Here is a 26,681-nt window from a genome sequence, read left to right as displayed (position 1 = left end):
ATTTTAACATATTTTCAATATTATAGCACCTTATCAATTTCTTCAAAATAAGCGTGAATCGACAGAATATCGGGTATAGATGTAGTACATACATAGCAGGAGGAACAATGTCATGAGTGATAACATACAAAACATACAGGTTGGATTCAAGTGCCCGGATTGCCAGCAGGATGTCCGAGCGGAATTTATATATGAACAGGTTAGCACGGTTCGTTGTAAAGGTTGTGACAGAGCGTATACGCTATTGAAACCAACCATCGGTGATGAGATTCTACTTGATTGGGAGCAGGAGGCTTTGTATCACAAGCTGAGGGCAGAGCGGTCTGAACTGGATAATCACAATATGTCGGCCTTGATTATCAAAGTCATCGAGCTACTTACTTGGCGTGATCGGGGAGATGGGCAGACCCGTGCCATACAGACTGTGAGGGAGTGGCTCGCTTCCAGTGGCAAACCCCAGACTTTGCTCGAATTGTTTCATCAAACTCCGCCACAACATGAAAATAAACGTTTCGATTAGGGCGTGTCTGAAACTCCGAAAGAAGCAGATTTTGCTGAATTTTCGTTCCAAGCAAGGAAGTTTTCCGCAGGCGTGCCGGGGCACGTCAAGGGAAAGTGAAGAAGCAGGGGGCGAAAAGGCGGTAAAAGATGCACTTCAGCGAGTTTCAAGACACGCTCTAATACGCATTTACATACATTAGCCGTTCCTGTGGCATATTACCTGAAGGTGTTCGTGTACAAACGACTAACCGAATTTTTCAGGAACAGGAGCGGATAGAATGAAGCGAATGGTTCTATACATACTGTTGGGGCTATTATCCATTAGTATGGTACCGGCACAGGCTGAAGCATCGCCGGTTACCGGAGCTTATCACTTTGGCTTCAAGAAAAGTCAAAATGGTCAGCTGCCCTCCATTGATCAGGAAGGCTTCAAATCGATCTTACAACATAACGATGCTATTTTCCTGGGGGATACGAAGCAGAAGGAATTGTATCTCACGTTTGATAACGGGTATGAGAATGGGTTCACGCCTGCCATACTGGATGTTTTGCGTGCCAAGAAGGTACCTGCGGCTTTCTTTGTGACAGGTCATTATCTCAAGGATCAACCTGATTTGGTCAAACGCATGGCGGCTGAAGGTCATATTGTGGGTAACCATTCATGGAGCCATCCAGACATGACCCGCATCTCCAATGAGAAGCTTAGGGTGGAACTGGATAAGGTCAAGTCGGAAGTGAATCGGCTAACGGGTCAACAGGCGACCTTTTTGCGGCCACCACGTGGGATTTTTAACAATCGTACGCTCGCAGAGAGTCATGCCCAAGGGTATGTGAATGTGTTCTGGTCTGTTGCTTATAAAGACTGGGATACGAATGTGCAGCGTGGTGCACAATATGCTCATCAGCAGGTGTTGAAACAACTTCATTCGGGTGCTGTCATTTTGCTTCATTCCGTATCCAAAGACAACACGGAAGCTTTGGGTTCCATTATCGATGAGGCGCGTAAGCAAGGATATGCATTTAAAAGTCTGGATGATTTGCGGACCAAAAGTTATTGATGCATTATCATCATGACCCATCGGCGTACACTTAAGGTTATTCCTGAGTTAAGCAAAATATTAAAGGGCATCCTGAGCGATTAAGCTCGGAATGCCCTTTTTATGTTGTATCGATCTATCAAGTGCAATTGGATGTGACCACATACAGACCCACAATACAGGATCTAGTCATACGATACCATGTTGTGTGTAATACTATAGAACAGTGCTATAGATGATTCCAATCGTTTTGGGACCGCAGTGACTGCATACTACACAACCGGCAGTGGTCAGTTCCACCCGGGCACCCGTCTGTTCCTGCAAAGACTTCTGCAAGTCAAGCGCATCCTCTTCAGCCATGGTATGCACAACGATCAGCAGGTCGGGATCAATCTGTTCCTTCGCGCTGAGCGTGTTTTGCAGCATTTGTTCCAGGGCTTTCTCCCGTTTACCGCGTACTTTATAGGCGGGCGCCATCTTGCCATCCGTTACCCGGATGACAGGGCGGATCTTCAATAGACTGCCAATCAGATTCTGCATGCCCGAACAACGTCCGCCTTTGTGCAGATATTCCAGTGTATCGATGACAAACTCCGTGCGCACATTCGGTTTCATCGCCTCAATCAGGTGTGTAATCTGAGTCAGGTTTTGTCCTTTATCGGCTGCATGTACTGCTTTCATCACCATAAGGGCAATTCCGGATGAGAGATTCTGTGAGTCGATGACGGAAATTCGTCCTTCCGGGAACTCAGAACTCGCTAGTCGTGCATTTTGGTAGGTAGAAGAAAGTTCAGAGGACAAACTGATATATAGAATCTCATCCCCTTGGTCTATGTAAGGTTGAAATGCCGTCATGAAATCAGCGGGTGAAGGTGCAGCTGTTTTGGGAAGACGCCCATCTTGACTGACTCGTTCATATAGCTGTTCAGGCTTAATCTCAGCACCGTCTTTCAATGATTCTTCACCGAACACCACATACAAGGGGATGATGCCGATATCGTGTTGCTGGATCCATTCGGGAGCCAGATCACTTGTGCTGTCCGCAAAAATTTTGATTCGTGACATGTCAATCTCCTTTGAAATACAAGAATTTTTAGCAAAATAATATAGATTATATCCATGTGTAAACCCATTCATTTTAATTATATGGAAACATGACGCTGATGCAAACCGTTACATCATGTTCATACCCACCAAAATAAGACCAATGAATGCCAGAATGATGATTCCATTCATCAGCGTCCCTATAATGGCAAAGACTTTCTTGCGATTCTTGAGGATAAGACCAATGATTCCGAGGATGCCTCCGGCCAGATTGAGAATCAGGCAGACCAGAATCGCTAATGAAGCCAGAATTACGGCTGGATGCAAGGCCAGTTCTTCTGCCTGCAACGGGGTGAGGACTTCGATTGAATCGTTTAGGGCCATAGCTGCAGTAAAAAATATCAGAATGTAACCCACGATTGCAACCAATCCAATGATAAAGCTGGCGATTCCAGGTCCGGAATGTTTCAGTGGAGCCATGGGTTCCCTCTCATGATCTGGCGGGTATGGTTCATAGATATTGTGATTATCCATTATTTTAATATCCCTCCTTAATCACGTACTGAGTGTTATTAACCTAATCGGCGTATAATGATCTTCTATTTAATATAAAGATTGCATACCTGTTTACTTTTCCATAATTATCGATAAAAATCAAGGATTTGCGCCAGTTTTCTACGATATATAGGGTAGAGATAGTATTAGTAAGTATAAACAGACATATGATCTATGAAGCTCCGCTCCGACTGGTAAAGGGTGAGTGGATTCGCTACAATAAAAGGAGGGAAGAGTTGAATTAAGGGAGAGAACTTACATGCAACGAAGATGGATGATGCTTGGAGCTGTAATGACCATGTTATCGGTTGCGATCGGTGCGTTTGGTGCACATATGCTCAAGGATACAATTGGGCCGGCGGCCATAGCTACATATGAGACTGGTGTGCAATATCACATGATTCATGCAGTGGCCTTACTCATTATCGGCTTGACGGCTGGTCAGCTTGGGGCATCTACGAAACTGAAATGGGCCGCACGTCTGTTGTTTATCGGAATTATCGTGTTCTCGGGCAGCTTGTATGTGCTCAGCATTTCCGGTATCAAGATTCTGGGTGCCATCACACCGATTGGTGGGGTAGCTTTCATTGCTGGATGGTTGTTATTGGCATTAGATGTATGGCAGCGAGGTAAGGATCGCTCGTGATTCAGCCAAAGGAATCAATGATAACGATATATGGAAAAGTAAGAAATTCCTTTGTTATCTGAATGAATTAACTGAAAAAGCAACTTGCGTTAGAATGTCACGTCATTCTAACGCAAGTTGCTTTTTGTTTTAATCGGATTAAGTTAGTTACAGAAACTCATCGATTTCATTCGTTCGGAACGTATACACTTGTTTTTCATCTACATGGTAAATGCTCACCACACTGGTATCCCGATCAAAATTCAAAATGCGGCAAGGAATGCTCTGATGTTTACCGTTTTTGTTGTTGACAACAATACGGGTTAGACGATTTTCTTTAATAAGCGTGTCAATCCACGCATCAAACGAATTTCCTTCGGAAACATTGGATGTTTGGGGGGCAGGCTTTTTCTCGCTAACTGGTTTTTCTTGCTGATTCTGTGCTTTGACTGGAGCAGGTGAGGCAGGTGTCTGTGTTGCAGTGGACGCCTTCTGTGCTGCGTTGGCTTGTGATTTTTTACGTTCGTTGTGAAGGGTGACGAAGGAGTCCTTCTTGGACTGGAGTGTCGCTTCAATAATTTTGCCTAGCTCTATGCCGGATTGAATCCGAAAGTCCGCAATTTGTTCCTCTTTGTTTATGAATTCCAACAGGGACTGTAGTGCCAATGCATTTGAGCGGCTCTTAATAAGTATATCGACATTAAATAAAAAGCCGATTTCCTCTTGATTGGATAAGGTTTCTTTCATTCATCCCAGCCCCGTTAAAAAGTATGTCAGCATATAAAACGCTTCAATACACTATATCATTAAAAAGGCAATAATCATAGTGCCAGAGACGCAGAAATATGTAGAAACGATATGAATCAAGACCCGGAGTGTCCCTTAATTTCTACCCATAATAGAACTTATATTCTTCCTTTTTCATCCCCTGATCATCCTGTTTGCCTGCGTCAGTCGTGCGTGTCTAATCTATAATTTATATAACAGGACAGGAAGCAACAGGGGGAATCGGAAATGGGCAATGCATATCAGGATCGATTGAGGTACGTATATAAAGTTACATCTTCGAGAATTAGAAAAGCGGATTATAATCTCCGTCTGACCTATCAAGAAGCGACAGTAAATGGGGAATTAGCATCTATTGGAAGCCATCAGGTGTTTCGTTTTATAGATCATATTCGAGGCTACAAGGAGAGAGAGGTAGATCTGGCTAGAATCAAGCTGGACATAGAGCGATTAAAAGCTTTAAAAACTAATGCTGAGCATAAAAGAACAATGAAGAAGTTACATGAAGAACTGAAAAATCTTAAATTTGTCGATGATTACCTGCTGGTGGTCATTGAAAATAATAAAGACTACGATCGGCTGAATTCATCGAAAGCCTTCTCCATTAACGGCAAGAAATATAAGCGTCTATTGGCTACAACAGGTGGCGCCAAAAGTTCAACCGTCATCTATGTGAGTGAGGATATCCACCCGCTTTTGGAGAAAAGATTGAATAACGGCAGAGATCCGAATAAGGAGCTGGTTCCTGCCAAACTGGAGGCATATAAGGCCCTAGCTTGCAGTACAAGCACGCCTGTGTCACATCCCGAACGTGTATTGGTAGTTCAGGATTGCATAACCGAATTTGGGGCAGATATCATTCAGATTGATGATACAGAGACAGAGTTCCCTCGTATTGAGAGTAGGAAAAATGAGCCTATTCAGATGAACATGAGTGATGGATTTGGTCTAATCTCTCCTGCACTTAGTGAACGATGGGCAACCGAGTTGGGGCATGCGTATATCCCGAGTGGATTTTGTATTCGTAATAGCTTCTGTAAAGGTATGGTATTTACATTTGATTATCACGCATTTGCTGATCAAGTTGCAGGCAAGTATATGGTGGATGATGCTTGGGGTAACCCTGTGGATATTCGAGAGGTAGATCTAATCATCACAACGTCCATGCTCAAACTCTGGAGTTCATACAATAGTATCGACGATTATCTGTTATGTTGCGGTTATTATGGCTACACGTTCAGCGTAACGAAAGTCACTCCTGAAGAACTGGAGGACGAGCGTCATTTAAACTACCAGTTTATTCAGTCGCTTCAATTAGATGATAACGAGATTGGTGAACTCATTACTCCCACGGTTAACTCGATTAAAGATGTACTGGGTGAGGACTATCGCAAGGCACTGTTATTCCTCAAAGGAATTCATATCCACGAGAATGACTATAGAAATAGCCCGGATGATTATATTAAAGGGCTGATGGTAGAACCGAGACTTATAGATGATCCTTTTGTACGGAGCAAAATCCATACATTAATACGCAAGCGAATGAATGAAGCCAAGATCGGGGTTTTGAGAGTTAAGGGCAATTTCAGCATTATTTCTGGTGATCCCTATACATTGTGTCAGAGCATATTTGGCTTACCTTTAACAGGATTACTGAGCTCGGGTGAGTTTTACTCCAGATATTGGAATGAGCGGCATGTAGACCGCGTGGCTTGCTTCAGAGCTCCAATGACTTGTCATAACAATATCAAGGTGCTTCGTTTCCAAAACACGGATGAGATGCAGCAATGGTATCGCTATATGAACACGGTCACGATCTTGAATTCATGGGATACGACGACGCACTCTTTAAATGGTGCAGATATGGATAGTGATCAGGTCTTAACCACAGATAACACAACGATTCTTGGTTCAATTCAGGAGCTTGATGCGATTGTATGTGTACAGAAAACCTCTGCGAAAAAAATTCCGGATGAGAAGGATCTGATCCAGGCCAACAAAGACAGTTTCGGTGATCTAATCGGTTTTACAACGAACAAAATCACATCGATGTTCGATGTATTAGCCAATTATGAGGAGCATAGTGCAGAATATCAGGAAATGATGTATCGAATTCAATGTGGTCAGCATTATCAACAAAATGCTATCGACCAGGCTAAAGGCATTGAATGTAAAAAAATGCCGAAGCACTGGTATGATATTCGCGCTGCGGTAACGGACGAGTCGGCCTTGAAAATGGTAGCGCACAAGAAGCCTTATTTTTTCATATACAATGATCCGGAACAGAAAAAAGAATATACCAACTATGTAGAAAAAACGAGTCAGAAGTGCTTGCAGCTATTTGGCATGACTGTTGATGAATTAGTTTCAAAGAAGGAGCTATCTCCGGATCAGGAACAGTTCCTTGCACAGTATGAACAGAGAATGCCTGTATCCACGGCACCTTCTGTGATGAACCGGTTATGCCATCAAGTGGAAGACGAGTTCAACAAGTTAAAGTTAAAACAGACCGAGCGTCCGTTTGATCATACGATATTGATGAGTACCAAGAAATATTCCCAGGCTCGTTACAAAGAGATTCAACGATTATATCAGATGCATAACGAAGAGCTACGTAGTTATATGACTAACTTGCGCAAGAGCAAGGTGAAAAAGGAAGAAAGATCAGCCCGATGGCAGTTGTTTGTTTCACGCTTTAAGGAGCAGGCGCTGGAGATCTGTAATAACGAAGAAGATCTGTGCAATATGATTGTGGACATGTGTTATCGAAATGCGGAGAAATCGAAGCAATTTGTATGGGATGTTTCGGGGGATCAGATTATTCGCAATCTATTGCTCAGCAATGATCATATCATCCATTATCCGGTTAGAGATCCGGAGGGCGATATTGAATACGCGGGAAGAACCTTTAAAATGACCCAAATGCATATGAAGGAGCAACGCCCTTGAAAATCATTCTGAATGAACGTCATCATGCCGAGCAAGCAATTGCACATGGGAAAATGGATAAGAAGCCAACTAAAACGTTGGCATGCCTAATCAAATATGAATATGAACAAGGAAAGAGCGAGCATGAGGTTTATATGTCGCTAGACCAATTTATGATCCAACACTATCCAGATTATAATACTGTTCAATGGGATACGTATTTAACACGTGTCATCAATCAGACCGTAAGCTGGATAAAAAAGAGAAAAGAAGATAAGAAAAGTACAATGATTGAGATTAATAAAATACCTGTAACAGATGCTGAACTCCAAAAGATCAAAGCATTAAAAAGCATACGATTAGAGAAATTATCATTTGTAATGCTGGTATATAGCAAAATCAACAACCTTATCAATGAAAATAGTACTTATTGGGTTAATAATGATTTGAAAGAAGTCTACAGTGATAGTCAAATGGCAGTTAGTAAAAAGGATCAGGGGCTGCTGGTGTATAAACTGATTCAACAGGGTTATCTCATAGGAAGCAAGCGAGTTGATTCCACAAATGTACAAGTGCAGTTTGCTTGCGAGAATGATAACGTTGCTTTTTATTTGGAGCGTTTCGATGATTTTGTGTTAGAGTACCTACGATGGAAAGGCGAGAATATTAAGGTCTGTACCATCTGTGGGAAACGCATGTTGGCCAAGTCCAATCGAATGAAGTATTGTAAGGACTGCAAGAAGGCTGGATATCATCAAGCGGGCGTAGTTACCGTTCATTAATCTGAAAGAGCAGTTCCTGAAGGAAATCATGGTCATATTGATCATGGTTTTTTTTTATTTTCAGGTCTGCGATTCGTTAGGAAATACCCTATAGGCCAGTCACACCAAGGGTTTCCACGTTTATTCAAGAGAGCGTTTAGTGATAGTCAAGTGAAGAGACTTCTACGAAGGGACCTTTGCTGTTTATTTACCATTTATGTAGAAGGGGGACATCAATTGGAAATGAATCCTAGTTGCTCTGCCAAAAGTTATTTCAAGCAGACACAAGTCAGGGCTGCTCCATTACTCAAAAAAGAAGGTGTTGTATGGTTCGATCCACATTCATTCAATTAAGTAGCACGAGAGAGAAGATTATTGACAAGTTGCTGACGTCAAAGGATCTGATGAAGGCTGTTGCTTATGATACAGCAGACTATCTAGAACAATCCATTGTAGTTGATCCGAAACAATACATATACAAACGGATTTTCCCGCACCGGTGGATTCCCGGTGAAAATGAAGATGTACTGAAAACTGTAGTTTCTATCTCACTTGAGAATATTCAACCTGTTCAGAATCAGTATAAAGCAGGAATTCTGTGTTTTAATGTGTACACTCATCGTCAGCTATGTCAGTCCAATAGTGAACTGTTACGCACGGATTATATTATCAGTACAATTGATAAACTTTTCGCCAGGAATCAGGATTTAGGCTTGGGACGATTGGAGTTTTATAAGATGGATGTTCTGGACATAAACTCGAACTATTATGGGGATAGCATTGCCTATCGCATGCTGGATTTTGCTTGATGAATGTACAGTATATCAAATTAAGAACGCTAGCTAACAAACCCATCGTATTTCAAGGTCTAAATATTTTTCCCAAGTTACTGGATGCAATCGTTGAGGAAGGCTATGAAGACTTTAATGAAAAGCTAAATCTGGTCAGTCTTAGGATAGAGGATCTTTATCCTTCCCTTTCACTCAAAGAGTATGATGGTACGTTGGTCGAACTACTATTGTACAGCAGGAACGAAAGCTTGGTTGCTACGTATCTGAATGCCTTTCAATATTTTCTTAACGTTGCCATTCAATTCAATTATTCGGATTCGTGTATTATGGCTGGTGACATCAGCTTGTCCTATTCGGATCTGGAAGATATCGTCAAAATTATTCAGATTCAACATTGTGTAGTGACTAAGCAGGATGATGATTTCAATCCACTCAATGAAAGAGCAAGTGCATTAAGAGAAAAGATGCTTGCACGGAAACGCAGAGTGCGTGAATTAAAAGAAAGTTCATCGTCGGAGGACGCTTTAACTTTTACCGATTTGATATCCATCTTGAGTTCTAACGCCAATGGAATCAACATTCTCAATGTATTTGATCTGAATTTCTTTCAATTCAATGATCAGTTTAATCGCATGAAGCTGTTAGATGATTATGAAGTTAACATTCAGGCTTTATTACATGGAGCGGATTCCAAAAGTATCAAGTTAAAACATTGGATTTCTCCATTGAATTAACAAGCAGATTTACCAATCAAATTAAACTATATAAAACTATCGGAGGTATTTTTTTATGAGCAGATATGGATCACGTGAAATTTTGGATGTAGTATTGAAAGATGTTAAGACTGGTGAACCGGTCGTTTATTTGGAAAGTTTGACGACATCGTCCATGGAGTTTGCTGGACAGACCGTATATGCACGTGGTGGAAAAGGGCATCCGAAGCTAATTGGTTGGGATTCCGAGAAGGATGTAACCATGACAATGGAAGATGCGTTGATCTCCAAAGAATCCCTCGCTGTTCTTACAGGATCTAAATTTGTAAAAGGAACTAAACCTGTGCATAAAAAAGAGGTTCTTGAAGTGAGTAAGACAGGAGAAATCAAACTTAGTTATACTCCACTTACATCCAAGTTGGCGCATTTCTTCAAAACTTCAAACGGATCATCTATGGATGCCAAACTCACTGCCTCTCCTATTACAGGTACTGCTGTGACATTTACAGAAGCCACTCTCAATGAGGGAGATAAAGTTATTGCCGATTATTACTACGCAGCGCCAGATACCACGCAAAGTATGACGGTTGCTTCGGATGTGTTCCCAGGAACATACCTTCTTGAAGGTACGACGAATTGGAAGAATGAAGATGGCTTCGACGTAGAGGCTGTGTACACTATTCCTAAACTGAAAGTCATGCCTGGATTCTCGATTGGTATGGCATCAACAGGCGATCCGCAACCATTTACATTTACTTGTGAAGTGCTGAAGGATACTCATTCCAAAGCAATGGTTGTTATCGACGTACTGGAAGACTAAAACTTAGATGCAAGGATGGGGCTGGACCAACCATTGGTTCAGCCTTTTTCTGTGATTATCCCAAGTAGCTTGAGCATTTTACAGAATTATATCACCTCGTCATATGCTTGAAATGTTGCGTGTCTTCATTCATGATCATGCGGCTTTTTCTATGTTTCGCCTGATATCATTAATAATTTGCTCAAGTACAGAGCCGTAATATCAGGAAGTTCTTATTTTAATCGGACCCTTAAATCAGAATCAGGAGTGATCATATTGACTACGACAAAAACAAAAAAATTAACGGCAGCAGCTCTAAGTACGCTAGATGCAAAAAACAATCAGCGCAAAACGATTTATGTAACAGACCATCAATATGAAGTCCAGATTCACACCTTTTTTCGGAAATCGCTAATTGATAATGTCAACACCAATTATTTATCTCTAATTGATCAACTTAGACAGAAAACAGATGTTACGGATCAAGTCATCAAAGATACAGTCGGGTTATATAACACACTTCTTCTAAAAGAATTCTCGGATCTTCCGATTCCTAGAAAGCTGGATGTGGAAAAACTCATCAAGGTAACCAACATGTTATTAGATAACGGAATTATGGAAGAAGTACTGACACAGTTCCCGGATGTGGAACTTAGAAAGCTTGAAGAACAGTTCAAGGCATTGCAAGAGAAAATGGCAACAATGGTATCCGAGTTGGCTATGACACGTGCACAACAGTCAACAGACGAGACTATTTAACGAAATACATCTATAAAAGGAGAATACTCATGTTAGTGTTTTTGAAAGCAAATTTGGAAAAACACATTGTATTCCTTCACCAGCTCAAGCTGGAAGCCAAGGAAAGCCGTATACGGACTCGGTTTAAAAAACTATTGGTTGAACACTATCAGCAGTTTCATGAAGAAATGGAAGAGCTGAAGGAGCAACACATGTTAAAGAACGAAGACGGCAGTTTTGTCTTAAGAAATGGCAACATGGTGCCACGAGATTCACTAACACTTCAAACAGAGCTGCAGGAGCTGCTGGAAGAGCAAGTGATGATCGAGTCCACTGCTGAACGTATGCCAATGTTACAAGCGATGTACGGAATCCTGCAGAGTTGTTCATTGCAGTTGGAGGGAGAAACAGCGGATGTCTACGACCAACTGTGCGAACAGTTCGAACAATACGCAGAATAGGGGCAATTCGTTGAATTGCTTCTTTTTGTCATAAGAGGAGTGATTAATGAATGCAGAATGAACTGGATTTAAATATAGATACCAATCAAATGATTACAGATTTGAATAAAGCTCTTCGAGAACTTTCAAATAAAATGAGCAAACTTGAGGTCAAAGTGGATTTTGATCAAAGTTTTGTACAAGGAATGAACTCTTATGCAGAGGGCATGAACAGATTGAATCGTACCATGGTTCAGAATCAATTGATGATGCAGAGTTCACTAGATGAATATAAACGAATTCAGACGATTCAAGAACGTCAGCGTCATATGACCGATGCTGAGACAGCAGCTTATGAGAAACAACGCAAATCCATTAAACGTCTGGAACAAGATCTAGAAGGCTATACAGTGACCAAGAGTAAAGCAAACAAAAATCAATTGGGTGAAATTACCGGCTACTCTAAAACATATAAAAATGATGCAGGTCAACTTCTTACCGTGAATACCAATAACGACGGTGAAGTAAGAAATTACGATAAAGTTATGGAGCGTGTAGGTCAACAGCAACGTCTCCTTAATCAACAAAACCGCTTGAACCAGCAACGCGAAATCATACTCAGTGAAGAACAGGCCACGCGCAGAGCTTTGGAACAGCAAACAAGCCGAAACAACGAGTCCAAAGATCGAGCACATCAGCAAGCACTGCAACAGAATGCAAAAATGGATACAAACCTGCGTAATTCCATTAAGGAAACAGAAGAAAGAATCGCTCAGGCAAGTCAAAAATACAGTTTGAATGGAACAGTATCCAATGGCTTAAGATCTCTAAGCAATGAAATGCTGACACTTAACTCATCCATGTCTACGGTTGGTTATAAAGCATCTGCGGAGCATTTAGCTAGAGTCAACGAGCAGCTTAAAGCAACTACGCGCTCGTCTTCTGCAGCAGGCGGAGAAATCAAAACCTTGGGTGAGGTTATGCAGGGTGCCTCAACCATGGCTGGGGGATGGATGAGAAATGTAACTTCATTGATTCAGCCCATGGATGTCTTAAGAAAAGCAGTTCAATCCATCATTCAAATTGATGGTCAGATGAATCAGTTAGGACGAACAATAGGGAAGTCATTCAACGAAGAGCGAATGTTGGATGGTAGTATCAATATTGCTCAATCTACGGGACGTAGCATGTCTGAGGTAAACGGGAATTTAATCGGCTTTGCCAATCAGGGATTTAACGAGTCAGATACACTAAGTCTTGGGAAAGCTGCAAGTGTGCTTCAGAATATATCCAACTTGACGCCAGGTGATTCGGTCAATACGCTTACTGGCGCAATGGCTTCATTTAACATCGAAGCTAATAAGAGTATGGGAATTGCAGATAAGCTCAAGGAGGTTAGTGGGAACTACGGTGTTTCAAGTAAGGATCTGGCATTATCCTTAACTTCAGCTGGCGCAGCAGCCAAATCCTTTGGAGTTTCGATTGAGGAGCTACTGGGAAATACAGCAGCTATTAGCAGTATTACTCGGGAAAGTGGGGATGTCGTCGGACGAGGACTGAAGGCGATATATACTAGAGTTGGCTCGGATGAACAATCTGCCGGGGCTCTACAATCCGTAGGGATCTCCAAAGCTGACAAAGATGTGATCACGGTACTGGATGAACTGGCGGGGAAATGGAATCAGTTAACGAAAGCTCAGCAGCAAAATACGGCTTTCAGCTTGGCAGGACAAGATCAGACAACAACGTTTACTGCGTTGATGCAGAATTGGCAAACATCAGTGAATGCATCGGAATCAGCCCTTCATTCCCAAGGGGCGGCAATGAAAGATAATGAGCAATATATGGGTTCACTCGGCGCACGAATTCAAAATATGCAGACCGCTTGGGAGTCACTCACACTTGCGCTGGGTAACGCATTGGTATCAGACAGCATTATCACTATTACTTCACTTGTTACTGGTTTACTGAACTGGATGGCCGAACTAAATAGCAGCTTTGCATTATTTGGTCTCTTAGGCATGGCCGTAGGTTTGTTAAGCGCGTCTTTACGAATTTTGGTAGTGGAGATTGCGAAGGCTGTTCTTGGTTTAATGGGAATTCCTGCTGCAACTATTGCAGCGAGTGCGGGTACCAAAGCGTTGAGCATGAGTCTTACTGTATTAAAAAATTCTTTTAAGGCATTACTAGCTAGCACGGGTGTAGGACTTGTGTTTGCGCTGATTGGTACAGGTTTAGAGTGGTTAATGAATAAGTTCTCAAACGCGACTCAGGCCACCGAGGATTTTTCTGATCAAACAGAAGCGTTGAATCAGAAGGTATACGATCTCAATGGTTTGAAATCTTTGTCAGCAGAGTATGAGGAACTCTCAAACCAGAGTTCGCTTAATTATGAAGAAAAAACAAGGCTTGCTCAACTTGAAAGTGAGTTGTCTACCAGATACGGAATTACAACTCAGTCACTTAATGGTCAGACCAAATCTCTAAGTGAGAATACAGAAGCAATTAAAGGGAAAATCGAACAACTTGAGACAGAAATTGAGAACGAAAGATTCAAGGCTGAATTGGCATATAACAAACAGTCAAGGGACATCGAGGGAAGAATAACTGGTAATAAAGAAAAAATTAATAACAAGGAGGAAGAAGTAAAGAAATACAAGTCTGACACCTATGATTATTGGCAAAATGAATTAAAGAAGTATAATCGGATGGGTCCAGAAAATTATAATCAGACTGATTATAATAAGGCTGTTAATGAAAGTGAATTTGCTGCTCAAAAATATGAAGAATTGCGTCAAGAACTTGCCGATTTAAATCAAGAGTTCCAACAAGATATTAATATTAAAGCAGATGCAATCAAAGGAGCTTATCAGAGCTATATAGATCTACAAGAATCAGAAGGGATAGAGGTTAAGGCCTCAACCCGAAAGTTTGTCGATATCTATGTTGAAATGGCTGCTCAAAGTGAAGCTACAGCTACGGAAATTGGTGAAGATGCCAAAGAAATATTTAACGCTCTCCAGAATCATGAATTTAAAACACCCCAAGAAGCAATGACATTTCTACAGCAGTTGCCTAACGTTGGTGATATGACTATAGATACGTTAAATAAAGTTAATCAAGCAATCGCTGAGATTAATTTAGCACCGTTAGAGGAACCTATCAAGGTAAATACCGATTTAAGTAAATTCACTAGTGAGGTCAATAGTGTTACCTCAGAGATTGGCAAATTGAATTCTGTTATTCATGACCTATCCAAAGGGCAGTCTTTGTCTGCAGATGAGATGAATGCATTAATTCTGAAGTATCCCGAACTTGCTAAGCATGTGAAACAAACCAAAGATGGCTATACAATTGAGAAATCAGCATTGGAAAACTTGAAGAAAACCAAGGTTGATTATTTCAAAACATTAGAATTGCTAGGTCAAAATGAGCTGATTAATAATAACCAAGTACTGGCAAGTAAACTGAAAGCTTGGGGAATTGAAATCAAAGCCATTACGACGGTTGCGGAACTAAATGCTGCAAAAGCCCAAGTCAGGTTAAAACTGGCTGCAGACGTTGAAGTTGAGGATTACACAGGATTAGGAACAGAAAATCAGGGGATGCGTAACAAGTTTAATAAGGATCTCCAGAATCTTGCAGCCCCTTATGAAGAATTTTTAGTAACTGTACATAACACAAATGCCACTATGAATGCGTTGACATCATCACTGGATTCTTTGGGTATTAGTAATGAGAAAAACGCGGGGTCCTCTGATAAGGCTGCAAACTCCGCCAAACAAGCCAATAATACATATACAGAGACCACTGAGGTTCTAACCGAACTTCAGAAACGAATTCAAGGTGTAGATAAATCCTTGGATGATCTGCACAACAGACAAAAGCACATGGAAACCAGTTCTGCTGCATATCGAAAATCTTTGATGGAGGAAAACTCGCTGATTGAGAAGAAGATAAACCTCCTGAAGAAAGGTGTTCAGAATCCTGAGAAGTTGATATCTACCAAGATAAAAACAACTAAGGAATCAGATGATAGTGTTTCTGAGAACGTCTCTACTTTAATGAAATCATCAGGGAGTTACTCAGGTAAGTATGCAGAGTATATTAACAAATATGCAGAGCAATATAATATTGACCCGAAATTGATAGCAGCTATCATACAAACAGAGAGCAATTTCAAGCCTAATGCCAAGTCCCCAGTAGGAGCAGCAGGGTTAATGCAATTAATGCCTCCTACGGCTAAGGAACAGGGGGTGAAAGATAGTTTTGATCCCGAGCAGAATATTAAAGGCGGCACCAAGTACTTTAAGTATCTCTTAGACAGATACAAAGGGAACGTCAAGCAGGCTCTAGCTGCGTATAATGCGGGGCTTGGGAATGTTGACGAATGGCTCAAAAATGGGAATATGGATAAAATTCCATTTGAAGAGACCTATGATTATGTTCCAAAAGTATTAAATAACTATGACACCATTAAGGGGAAGGCACCTAAGGTCGCTGCGCCTTCAACAAAAAAGAGTGTTGGTAGTACATCTGAAATAGTACCAGCAACGTCAGAAGAAAAGAAAAAGGCAGAAGAAGAAGGAAACAAAGAAATGGCTGAACTCCTCAGCTTACAGATTGATAAACGTTACGATTATATTGATTCATGGATTGAATCATATGATTTGGCAATCGATAAGGTACAGACAAAGATTGCAAAATCTACAAGTAAACAATCCGTGTTATACAGTAATTCTGATGAATGGCGCAAAGAAGAACAAACACAAATTAGTTATGTTGGTCAACAAATTAAATTGAGAGAGCAAGAGATAGCCAAGATTAAGCAATTGCTTCATGATAAAGAAATTACATCAGAAAATTATAATAAAAAAATTGCAGATATTGAAGCCCAGAATGTAGAGGATGAATCTCAAATTTATGCTAAAAGAGAGAAAGTGATTGATTCTTATATCGGAAGTTATAATGACAAGCTTTCGGAACAAGATCATCTAGTTTCTCTTTCCAATGCAAAATTGAAGACCATGACCGAAGGATCAGCAGAATATAATAAGGAACTTGCAAGCCAGATTCCTGTTCTACAAGAGAAGAACCGTATCACAGAAGCAGAGATTAAATATGTAGAGCACCTGCTTTCAGGTGGTAAATTAAACGCTGATCAGACTGTTAAATATACCAATACGCTGAAAGATTTAAACATTGCGCTAATAGACAACAATTCAGCTATGAGTGACGTAAATGAGAGATTAAAAGCCTTGCGTGAAAATGCCGTAGACAAAATTATTGAAGATTTCAAAAAAGTCATTGAGCAGCAACGCGACTTTGCTATCGATGCCATTGATGAGCAGCGGAAAGCTGAAGACGAACGTCATAAAGAGCGAAATAAACATCTGGATGATGAGCAGAAGAAGTTCGAAACGCATATTAATGCACGGCTAAAAGCACTGGATCGTGAAAATTCTTCTGTCAATTATGAGGAAGAGTTGACCAAGAAAAAGAACGAACGTCAGAAAATTGTGGACAAACTTAACGTTTTATCTTTGGATAACTCCATGGAGGCTAAGGCAAAACGAAAAGATCTGACAGAGCAACTCTCAACCGTAGATGAAGAAATCGCTAAGTACGAACGTGATCGTGAAAGAGAGCTTGTTAAGCAGGGACTACAGGACCAACTTGATGATCATAAGAACTACACAGATAAGCTAAAAGAAGAAGATAGCGATCTTCATGAGACAACGCTAGCTAATCTGGATGATGAGAAGAAGAAAACAGAACGTTACTATAAGGACATCCTTGAGGACCAAAAGTATTTTTATGATTTGAAGCAAGGATTGATGAGTAACGATGCTGCAGTCGTCAGTGCAAAATTAACCGAAATAGGAGACAGGTATAACGAATTATTTGCTAGCATTAAGCAGCATGCATTTGAAACCTCTCAAGAAATGCAGAATATGACGTACAACTTTCAGCAATCGATGGAAGGCATAGGGAAATTTAAAGCAGGAGACTATTCATCATCCGATTCAGGATCACAGGGTAACAATAATAGTGGATCAACCAATGAATTTAAAATTCAAGGCACGATGGAAACGAGAAAAGCATGGACACATTATCTGAGTAATAAGGATCAAGCTGAAAAAATCCGAAAAGAAATGTCTTTATATAATACAGACTCTTATAAATATCAGAAACTGGAGAAGGAATTCAAAGAACTGCAAGAGGAGAACCAGGGATACCGGGACAAATATAAATTCCCTGACAATAGCTTCGCGGAACTGGCTAAGCTAAATATCTTCTCTGCGAATACTGGTGGTATGACTCCGTCGTTTGCAGGAGGAAAATTCCTGCTTGCCCATGAGAAAGAGTTGATTCTGAATCAATCGGATACATCCAATCTTCTGAAGATCGTAGATGTTGTTCGGGGGATCACAGATCGAATCAAGACCGGTCTTGATTTCAGCACATTTAAATTTTCTGAGAACAGAGTTGCCGGAAATACGGATAACCGAATCCAGATTGATAAAGTTGAAATTATGGCTAAAGATAACGATACCGGAATGAACTTGCTTGGAAAATTCGAAGAAGCGTTGAATAACAAATTAAAGTGGAGAACCATTTAGGGAAGGGCAGAAGCCCTTCCTTTTTATATTTGCAGAAAGGAGTGAAGTCATTGCCAGGTGTTATAGATTATCTAAGAAAACCTATACAGCCCCAATATTTTTTAGCAAAACCGAATCGGGAGATCATTAGCAAAATGAGTGAGATTTGTCATGACTCCATGAGTATTCGCTTAAATGATGTTAGCGAGTTATCGTTCTCTATACCGTACCAACTGGATATTGCCCATGTCTTACACAGAAACAAAAATGTAGATCTGATCAAAGAACGCTATTTAATAAAAATGGTGCAAGGAACCAAGATAGAGTGGTTTACGGTAAATAGCTTAGGGGATGATCTGGGTGATGCGGACATGTTAAACGTCCGATGTTACTCACTAGCCAGGGAATTGTCAGACAAGCGTATCCATAGTTATCTTGCAGAATCGTATCATGCAGAACAAGTGTTGACGGAACTTCTGGCCAACACGCTTTGGAACATTGATGATCTGGATGCCGATTTTAAATTAAGTTACAGGACATTCGATTTTTCATCTAACAGTGCGCTTGAGGCTGTATTCTCGGTAGCAGAGACATATAACGCGATTGTTCATTTTAATACAGAAAAACGACTAATCAGTATGACCAAGCCAGAACTGACTGGAATAAATCGAGGACTCACCGTGGGTTATGGGAAATTGTTAAAAAGCATGAATCGCGAGACAAGTGCTGAGGAAATGGTTACGAGATTATATGCCAGTGGCAGAGATGGTTTAGGAATTCAGAAAGTGAATCCTACAGGACAGAATTATATTGAGAATTTTGGCTACTGGTTGTATCCGTTTGAACGCGATTCTTCTCGTAAAGTCATTACCTCAAGTCTTTGGATGTCTGATGGACTGTGCCATGCTTTACTTGATTACAATAACTTGGTTGAGTCTAACAAGGAGAAATTTAATCAGTATCTGGATCAACTCCAACAGTATGAAAAGAATCTGATTCCATTACAGATTGATCTGAACAAGTTGCAAAACGACGAGGCTGTTTTGGAGGAAGTGACACTTTCCCAACAGTTTGCTGATAAAATGTTTTTTGATAAATATACTCATTCGGGCAACTCATCTCGAACGTTTCAACTTAACTCAGATTATGCATATGCTGTCATGATACGACTTGAGCCTGCTGCTGGAGTATCCATTTCAGTGAATGGAACATGGGTCAATACAGTATCTGGAAAATGGACGATGCTAACCAGATCTAAGGGAACTGATTCGGTTACGGTAAGTTTAAACGGGGGTGCAGCAAGTTGCTTCATTCAGGTAAACACCATAAGCCTTGGTGAATACGATACCTCTTCCAATGAAGCTATCATTGTGGATCGATATAGTTTGGATCAGAAAAAGAACCAAATCTCCCTGAAAGAGGTCGAAATCTCAAACCTGAATAGCAAGATTATAGCGGTTAAGCAACAAATTACACAGCTACAGACCTTATTAACGGCAGAGAACAACTTTTCCTCAGAGCAATTACAGGAGCTCAACTACTTTGTTATTGAACGAGAATTTAATGAAGACAAGTACATTGATGAAAAGGATCTGTACGAGGCAGCTCTCGAAAAATTCAGGGAACTGCAGGTACCTCAACTATCTGTGGATATAGACATTGTTAACTTTCTGGAGATTGTGGAGGAGCAGCTTAATTGGGATAAACTCAATCTGGGGGATTATGTAAACGTGAAATATGAATCAGTTGGTATTGGTGTGACCGCCCGTATCAGTGAGATTCAATATAACTATGATTCATCTTCCATCAGTCTAACGTTATCCAACATCAAAAATGTAAATGATGAATCTACCCGAATTGAGAAGTTTCTAAATGAAACCAAGAATACCTCGATCATTGTTGATACCAATAAGACAAAATGGGGTCAAGCTGTCGTTGATTCATCCGATATGAGTAAGCTGTTTGACCGATTCTGGAATAAGGTTACGAATGAAATTAATATGTCCATTAACAACACAGTGGATATTAACAACAAGGGGATTACCATTACTGATCCGGATGATCCATTACGTTTTCTACGTTTGACAAATGGTGCACTGGGACTTACACGATCAGGGGGGCTGAGATATGAAACGGCCATTACGGCAGATGGACTGATTGCTGAAATGGTGTTAGGCAAGATCATTCTGGGTCAGCGGGTTGTGATAGGGGATACAACAGGTGTGTTTACCATTGAGGGGTCCAGATTGATGATCGATGACCGTTGTGGACGTGAAGTCGTTAAGCTCGGATTGCTCTCGGAGCAACCGGATCGTTTTGGATTTTTCCTGAACAGGTATGGTTCCTCTAACTGTAACGATACCACCAAAGTTAATCGCGTTTCTATGACAGCGGATGAAGGATTCATTATCGAACGTTTTCGTAACGGGATTGCAGATAAAACATTCGGTACTTCGCTTGATGGTGATCTGTTTGTCAAAGCTGGCGTGGATGATCAGGTCTTTACAATAGATAAAAATGGTTTGGCTCTCGGGTCCAGTGTATGGGCGAGGGCTCCTTTTCATGCGGATTATTACGGCAATGTTTGGATGAATAAACTCTATGCGGATTCAGCGGAGATTCAAAACTCTTTGTTCAAAGATGGCCAGATCGAAGGATCATCATTAACCTTGCGAGATGGGGCAGGTGTGATGAAAATGTTCCCATTGAAAGGATTCTGGGCTGGCGCAGAAGAGTTTGAAGATGCTGTTGCATCCATTGCCATGGACGGTACTGCCAAATTCAAAAAGCTGAAGATAACGGATAATCAAAACACGCTGTTGATTGATTCGGAGCAACGTAAGATATTCATGAATCAATGGGACATTGTTGGTGCGGGAGCGATCGATGCAGAACTGATCGCAGCAACGATGGTTACGGCAGAGGATGGTTTCATAAGTTCAATCGTTTCTGGCAAAGTTTCGACTTTGACGCGCGCAGCAGTACAAGGATGGTCCAACTACATCAAGATTGAAGGGAAAGAGTTAACCTTTCTGACGAGTGTGGTTGAGGCGGGAACGGGTACGCATAAAGCGTTATCAGATGGGCGCAAGTTATATTGGCGTAATGCCAGTCAATCTGGTGAAATGACAACAGATGTAACCAGCTGGCCAGTGATGGTCTATGGAATGACAGACAAGACCAAAATGAAGCTGTATTTTGAAGGAGATGGACAGACGGCCTATCCGATTATCAGTATGGGTGAGGGAGACGCAAGGCAAAATGGCAAAGGTCTAATAACCAAACCCAATGGGTCCCTCGAACTGTTATATTCGGCACAATCCAATGGAAGAGGAAGAAGTCTGAAATTCATGGATGACAAATTAATTATGGAGTCTGAATCCGGACCAGTTGAAGTGAGTGGCAAAGAAATTATTTTCAAAACAGAAGCTGGTTCAACCATTCATATGAAAAACGATGGTGATATTGAAATCAAAGCTAATCGCAATATTAAAATTAACGGCCAACGTATAGACCTGAATTAACAGTAGATCTGGAAAGGAGGTGATTACGATAACCATTCGGGATGCACTTTATTTTTCGTATGCAGGCCAAAAATCTGTGGATTATGGCATCATTAACGTCAACCTTAGCAGTGGTATGTTGGAAGAAAATTTTGTTCCTTCCCGGAGTATTGTGGAAGAGAAAATCAAGGGAAGGGACCAACCTTATTTTATGAGAACTGAGGTTGAACCGCTACAATTCTCGGTATCTTTTGCATTTGAAGAGGGTTGGGACTCAGACAAGATCAGGGAAGTGGCGAGATGGTTAACGCAGCATGACTATTATCAGGAATTAACATTTACTACCGAGGAAGGGGTGAATCCTGAAAGGATTTTTTATGCACTCGTTGTAGATGAAGCAACACTTATACACAATGGACTAAAGCAAGGTTACATTACATTGACGTTCAGGTGTGATTCACCGTATGCCTACTCTCCGGTAATGACAACGCGAACGTATGAATGGAAAGACCGGATCTATGAGTGGAAACCGACTTTTCAAACAGGGATAGATTCCAAATCGGTGATTGTGAATTCAGAAGGTCATCTCACCCTAAATACGAACCGACCTAAATGGAGCGATTACCCCAAATATACAACATGGATTGAACTGAACTGAACTGAATTCGGAAAGGAGAGAATTATGTCAACAAATACATCCAAGCTTCAATTAAAAATACCAGCGTTTACAGATGAGATTGAGAACACCATTCGAGATTTGGGTGAAAACTTTCAAAAGTTGGACCAGATATCCGATGACTTTGTAACAGACATCCCTATTCGCGGAGATTATCTGCAAAATGCGACATTACGTAATGCCAACTGCGTATATGGCAGTTATTATGGCTGGGTAAACACACGTACGGGTAAAGCTGCTCCCAAGTGGGAGAGTGTACATTCTTACAAAAATGGAGATTACATCGTGCCAACGGTGGATAATGGTCATGTGTATCAATGCATCCAGTCCGGTTACTCCGGTTATCGGGAACCTGTTTTCCCAATATCAGAAGGGTCTGAATTTCAGGATATTCGGGCAACGAGTCAATGGGCTTCAACCACCCTGTATCAGAAAAATGATATGGTGCTGCCTTCAATAGATAACGGCAGATACTACATATGTATCCAGGCAGGAGAGTCCGGTGATCAAGAGCCAATATGGACTACAATTGATGGAACAACAACGTATGACAAGAATGCAGTCTGGTCCACCCATCGAATCGCAAAATGGAAAGAAATCGGTTCAGCTGCCTGGTTTCGACCTTTTGGGAAGATTGAGTAGGTGTTTATATGGCTAATTGGCTGTCAGTAACACATCAGAAAGGTCATTATGAATCTCGTCCAATTCAGATTCCTATTGAATCGGGAGGCGTGTTAAGTCGGGTGAGTTGGGTTAGTGAAGCTAGTTCGGAGAGTTCCAGAATTACCGTACAGACGAGACATTCAATGGATGGAATGGAATGGAGTTCTTGGGAAACGTGCATTAATGATGGGATTGTACCTGGACTGAATGAAGACACAGCGGTCGATCAGCACCATTTTATGTATCGTGTCTTGTTTGATACAAGTGACTTGAGTAAATCACCGAAATTGAAAGAAATCACTTTTTCGTTTGAACCGGTTCTTGTGCTGTTCAATATAGGAGATCAGGTCTGTAAGCCTGAAATTTGGATTCACAAGCAAGGGAACGGTGATTTTCAGATTGACAATCAGTCTCAGCATGCTGAAGTGTTTCGTTTCAAGAATCTGGTGCATGATGAGGAAGTGTATGTGGATAACGAGAGACAACATATAGAATCCTCTCTTCCCGTAACGTATAGATATAAGGATTTTAACGATCAATTTCTAAGTTTGTCTGTGGGGAAAAATATTTTGCGTGTTCGTGGAGATGCACGAATCCAGTTCAGATATCAATTCAAGTTGTTACAGTAGGAGGTTATATGACTGGAGTAGCTTATAACGGTTCAAGTGTAAGTCAGACAAGTAAAAGTGGGCATGTTACATACGACATTGAAAATTGGGTTCCTACAGAATGGGGAGGCTACTGGACATCAGCTGGTAGTGGAAGCACCAATGCAGTCATAACCTCATCGGGGACAGCATCCAACTCCACGGTATATGTGAACGGACGGGCAGTTACATGTGTGAACGACCCTTCTCCAGATACATGGACCGCAAGTCCTGCTGTACCAACGAGTAATGGTTCAACAAGATATATTAACATACGACCCGCAACATCGGGCAGTGGACAGGGGAGAGTTGCATCAGGGAGTACGACTGTATTTGCAGGAGCTAAAGCCATTGGCAGTGTCAATTCAACAGTTACCACATCATTGGGGACTTCGGCCCGAATCACGACTGGAAGCAGCAATGTATATACAAACTGAGTATTGAACGAAAGGAGGTGAACTATTGTCAAATTTACATACACATATGCAGTATAATGATCCCCTCACAATTATTGCCCGCAAGGGGGATGCAGTAGATCCATATGTGGATCGAACAGATTCGTTACCTGTCATTAATAGCATGATCACTTTACTTGAAATCCCTTCATCTACCGATAAGGTTGTTATTAGTGGTTTTGTTGAGATTGACCAACATGTATATGAGAAAAAACAGAAGTTGGCAGAGAATGAGTTTCTCGTTCATTATGGCATGGGTACCATTCAATTTCACCCTTCTCAAGAAGGGAGGGTTCATCTATGTCGCTATAAAGGTAGAGGACTCATTATGTATCCTGCTTCACGAATCTATGCAATGATTACACGTAATCCGGATGTTATCAAAACATTGCAAGATTTTATAGAAGAATCACAGCGTAAGCTGGATGAGACGCAGCTGGCGATGGAACGAGTAGAAGAAGTCATTCAGCAGTCGATAGACCAAACAGGGCAAGCCCGGCGTGCTACGGATCATGCCAACCAGGCAGCAGATGAAGCGATAGAAGCTGCGAATCGAGCAAAAGATGCCTATCAAACGACTCGACTCGTGTATAAAAGTCCGGTATCGGATCTTCGTGAACTGCGGGACACCTACCCTTTTCCTGAGATAGGATGGACGGTCCAAACTTACAAGGATGGCAAAAGATATCGTTATGATGGAAACAACTGGATTGAGATTGATTTATTTGGCCAGAATTTGCAGGTGGTTAATCCATATAGGGATGGCTTAATGAGTGTGGCAGAGCATTTGAAGTTAAACGAAATTCCACTGGAAGTCCAAGACCGCGTAATTGTATTTTGCAAAGAGTCTTATGTCTTTCAGGAAGTCATAGGGGTAGTAGCTCCTTTCCCATTCCATGGTGAGATCCTGGATGTGAAGGGTTTTTGTGGTGTCTATGGAGAAACAGAGACGGAGATCAGAATTGAGAAATCCAGAGATCTAATCAACTGGGTGGATATTATGGAATCTCCATTGGAGTTTAATGCACTAGCTCATGTTGACAACAAAAAGGCAAAGTTTAGTAACAAACAAGTTTCGGCAGGGGATTTATTTCGGATTCAAATTATCAAAGCAGGACTTGATATTCAACATCTTACAATTCAATTAACCATAAGAACATAAAAAAAGGAGATTGATTATTATGACACAACCAATTATTACATGGATGGACGCAACACACAGCAAGGAGATTGTAGCACCGTTTGATTATGGTGTTATTGATGCAGATACCAAAAGTGAAATTCGTATTTTTAATGTGTGGAACAATAAAGGTGGTGCGACAGATGTGTCCAAAATGGAGGATTGCACCTTTACAACACGGGATATGGATGGGGGGACTGGTGATACGGTTAAATACGATATTGAAGCTGTTAAAAACAACTGGTTTCATGTGCAAGTGGACTCACTTGGGGAGAACGATTTGGATGAAGAGAGCTCTCGTGTAGGCAAGGACTTTTCGAAGCCAATTGGAACTACGGGCAAAACTACGGTGGATCATACTGGAACACCTTATGCAACACCGCTAGTACCGGGTGCAAAAGAGATATTGGGAGTTAATAATAATGGAGATCAAGAAGACGCCGCAGGTAACTATGTAACGCTGTCTATTCAATGTGAAGTACCCTTGAATGCTCGTAGTGGTAAACAAGAGTTCAAGAAACGTATCTCCTATCGTTACGTGTAAGAAAAGTTAATGATGCAGACAGGCTATTGTAGCCTGTCTTTTTATTTATCTATGAGGAGGAAAAACTGTGATTTTAGGTCAGAAACAGTACTCTCGTTCACCTGTATCTCAAGCTTATATATGGATTGCTGATTATTATGATGGAACATATCTGAGTGAGTATGATCTTCAGACACAACATGCGCACCGCTTTTATGACATCAACAAAGAGAAGTTGGTGTTATTCGGATTGATGGGCCAAGGATCCCAAGTTTATTACAATGTTGCTAATGGGGTCTTTTACATTAATGCTGATCGTTACTCCATATCTTATGAATGTGAGGAGAAGGAGTACCCTTTAACCGGGAGAACATTTGTGTACAATGACATCATCCAATTCAAAAATGGATCCTCAGAAGCGAATATGGCTGGATTTTCAGGGCAAGGGAATTCAGGGGCTTTCAGAAATACGATTGAATGTTTTAACTTTGGTTACAAAAAAACAATGAACTTGAATGATGCACAAATTAATTTCCAATGCGTTTGTTCCCTGCCTTTAAAGGAATCTGTATTCTTTCAGATAAAAATTTCTTCTAACATGGATTTGCCTGGGCAACTCGTTATTCGTAAAAATGGATTTGTCGTAGATCGAATCATAGCCCCTCTGAAGGCAAATCATGCTGGGATCATAAACTGGGACATTCGTTGAGCTGG

General features: G+C 41.1%; 22 protein-coding genes. 19 read left to right on the top strand and 3 right to left on the bottom strand.

Going from position 1 to position 26,681, the window contains the following annotated elements; genetic code table 11:
• Nucleotides 1-112: 112 nt before the first annotated feature.
• Nucleotides 113-520, top strand: coding sequence for a hypothetical protein (locus HF638_RS02785; protein WP_169478754.1), 408 nt, complete (start codon nucleotides 113-115; stop codon nucleotides 518-520).
• Nucleotides 521-779: 259 nt separating this feature from the next.
• Nucleotides 780-1,559 (top strand): delta-lactam-biosynthetic de-N-acetylase, encoded by a 780-nt coding sequence (gene pdaA / locus HF638_RS02780; protein WP_169478753.1) that lies wholly within the window; start codon nucleotides 780-782, stop codon nucleotides 1,557-1,559.
• A 195-nt stretch (nucleotides 1,560-1,754) separates the two neighbouring features.
• Here the strand turns inward: pdaA and HF638_RS02775 are convergent, their stop codons facing one another.
• Both HF638_RS02775 and HF638_RS02770 read right to left on the bottom strand, forming a co-directional pair.
• Nucleotides 1,755-2,603 (bottom strand): DegV family protein, encoded by an 849-nt coding sequence (locus HF638_RS02775; protein WP_169478752.1) that lies wholly within the window; start codon nucleotides 2,601-2,603, stop codon nucleotides 1,755-1,757.
• 108 nt (nucleotides 2,604-2,711) lie between these two features.
• Nucleotides 2,712-3,116 (bottom strand): hypothetical protein, encoded by a 405-nt coding sequence (locus tag HF638_RS02770; protein ID WP_169478751.1) that lies wholly within the window; start codon nucleotides 3,114-3,116, stop codon nucleotides 2,712-2,714.
• A gap of 280 nt (nucleotides 3,117-3,396) precedes the next feature.
• Between HF638_RS02770 and HF638_RS02765 the strand changes: the two genes are divergently transcribed.
• A complete protein-coding gene (locus HF638_RS02765; protein ID WP_062833514.1) occupies nucleotides 3,397-3,783 on the top strand; it encodes a DUF423 domain-containing protein in 387 nt (128 codons plus the stop codon).
• A gap of 147 nt (nucleotides 3,784-3,930) precedes the next feature.
• On the opposite strand, the gene HF638_RS02760 is transcribed toward HF638_RS02765, so the two are convergent.
• Nucleotides 3,931-4,509, bottom strand: coding sequence for a hypothetical protein (locus tag HF638_RS02760; protein WP_169478750.1), 579 nt, complete (start codon nucleotides 4,507-4,509; stop codon nucleotides 3,931-3,933).
• 267 nt (nucleotides 4,510-4,776) lie between these two features.
• Between HF638_RS02760 and HF638_RS02755 the strand changes: the two genes are divergently transcribed.
• The 16 genes from HF638_RS02755 (at nucleotide 4,777) to HF638_RS02680 (ending at nucleotide 26,676) form a co-directional block, all read left to right on the top strand.
• Complete coding sequence (locus HF638_RS02755; RefSeq protein ID WP_169478749.1) at nucleotides 4,777-7,497, top strand: hypothetical protein; 2,721 nt, start codon at nucleotides 4,777-4,779, stop codon at nucleotides 7,495-7,497.
• Nucleotides 7,494-8,258: a hypothetical protein gene (locus tag HF638_RS02750; protein ID WP_169478748.1), complete on the top strand. Its 765-nt coding sequence runs from the start codon at nucleotides 7,494-7,496 to the stop codon at nucleotides 8,256-8,258. Before HF638_RS02755 ends, HF638_RS02750 begins: the two co-directional genes overlap by 4 nt.
• A gap of 305 nt (nucleotides 8,259-8,563) precedes the next feature.
• Nucleotides 8,564-9,046 (top strand): hypothetical protein, encoded by a 483-nt coding sequence (locus tag HF638_RS02745; protein ID WP_169478747.1) that lies wholly within the window; start codon nucleotides 8,564-8,566, stop codon nucleotides 9,044-9,046.
• Nucleotides 9,046-9,762, top strand: a complete 717-nt coding sequence (locus HF638_RS02740; RefSeq protein WP_169478746.1) for a hypothetical protein — start codon at nucleotides 9,046-9,048, stop codon at nucleotides 9,760-9,762. The genes HF638_RS02745 and HF638_RS02740 overlap by 1 nt, the downstream gene beginning before the upstream one ends.
• Before the next feature lie 55 nt (nucleotides 9,763-9,817).
• Nucleotides 9,818-10,561, top strand: coding sequence for a hypothetical protein (locus HF638_RS02735; RefSeq protein ID WP_169478745.1), 744 nt, complete (start codon nucleotides 9,818-9,820; stop codon nucleotides 10,559-10,561).
• Between the two features lie 255 nt (nucleotides 10,562-10,816).
• Complete coding sequence (locus HF638_RS02730) at nucleotides 10,817-11,299, top strand: hypothetical protein (RefSeq protein ID WP_169478744.1); 483 nt, start codon at nucleotides 10,817-10,819, stop codon at nucleotides 11,297-11,299.
• Between the two features lie 29 nt (nucleotides 11,300-11,328).
• Nucleotides 11,329-11,739, top strand: a complete 411-nt coding sequence (locus HF638_RS02725; RefSeq protein WP_169478743.1) for a hypothetical protein — start codon at nucleotides 11,329-11,331, stop codon at nucleotides 11,737-11,739.
• A 50-nt stretch (nucleotides 11,740-11,789) separates the two neighbouring features.
• A complete protein-coding gene (locus HF638_RS02720) occupies nucleotides 11,790-18,341 on the top strand; it encodes a phage tail tape measure protein (protein ID WP_169478742.1) in 6,552 nt (2,183 codons plus the stop codon).
• Nucleotides 18,342-18,382: 41 nt separating this feature from the next.
• Nucleotides 18,383-21,844, top strand: a complete 3,462-nt coding sequence (locus HF638_RS02715) for a phage tail spike protein (protein WP_481856121.1) — start codon at nucleotides 18,383-18,385, stop codon at nucleotides 21,842-21,844.
• Nucleotides 21,845-21,863: 19 nt separating this feature from the next.
• A complete protein-coding gene (locus HF638_RS02710) occupies nucleotides 21,864-22,481 on the top strand; it encodes a distal tail protein Dit (protein WP_348982059.1) in 618 nt (205 codons plus the stop codon).
• Nucleotides 22,482-22,505: 24 nt separating this feature from the next.
• The gene (locus HF638_RS02705; protein ID WP_169478740.1) at nucleotides 22,506-23,141 is read left to right on the top strand and encodes a hypothetical protein; all 636 of its coding nucleotides are present in this window, start codon (nucleotides 22,506-22,508) and stop codon (nucleotides 23,139-23,141) included.
• 8 nt (nucleotides 23,142-23,149) lie between these two features.
• Nucleotides 23,150-23,791 (top strand): phage tail family protein, encoded by a 642-nt coding sequence (locus tag HF638_RS02700; RefSeq protein ID WP_169478739.1) that lies wholly within the window; start codon nucleotides 23,150-23,152, stop codon nucleotides 23,789-23,791.
• An 8-nt stretch (nucleotides 23,792-23,799) separates the two neighbouring features.
• A complete protein-coding gene (locus tag HF638_RS02695) occupies nucleotides 23,800-24,246 on the top strand; it encodes a hypothetical protein (protein ID WP_169478738.1) in 447 nt (148 codons plus the stop codon).
• Between the two features lie 25 nt (nucleotides 24,247-24,271).
• Entirely contained in the window at nucleotides 24,272-25,426 is a 1,155-nt protein-coding gene (locus HF638_RS02690) for a methyl-accepting chemotaxis protein (RefSeq protein WP_169478737.1), read from the top strand.
• 19 nt (nucleotides 25,427-25,445) lie between these two features.
• The gene (locus HF638_RS02685) at nucleotides 25,446-25,988 is read left to right on the top strand and encodes a hypothetical protein (protein ID WP_127544355.1); all 543 of its coding nucleotides are present in this window, start codon (nucleotides 25,446-25,448) and stop codon (nucleotides 25,986-25,988) included.
• Between the two features lie 67 nt (nucleotides 25,989-26,055).
• The gene (locus HF638_RS02680; RefSeq protein ID WP_211175454.1) at nucleotides 26,056-26,676 is read left to right on the top strand and encodes a hypothetical protein; all 621 of its coding nucleotides are present in this window, start codon (nucleotides 26,056-26,058) and stop codon (nucleotides 26,674-26,676) included.
• Nucleotides 26,677-26,681: the final 5 nt, after the last annotated feature.

This window comes from Paenibacillus sp. SZ31, assembly GCF_012912005.1.
In the GTDB taxonomy this organism is placed as follows: Bacteria; Bacillota; Bacilli; order Paenibacillales; family Paenibacillaceae; genus Paenibacillus.
This window is presented reverse-complemented; position numbering and strand designations above follow the sequence as displayed.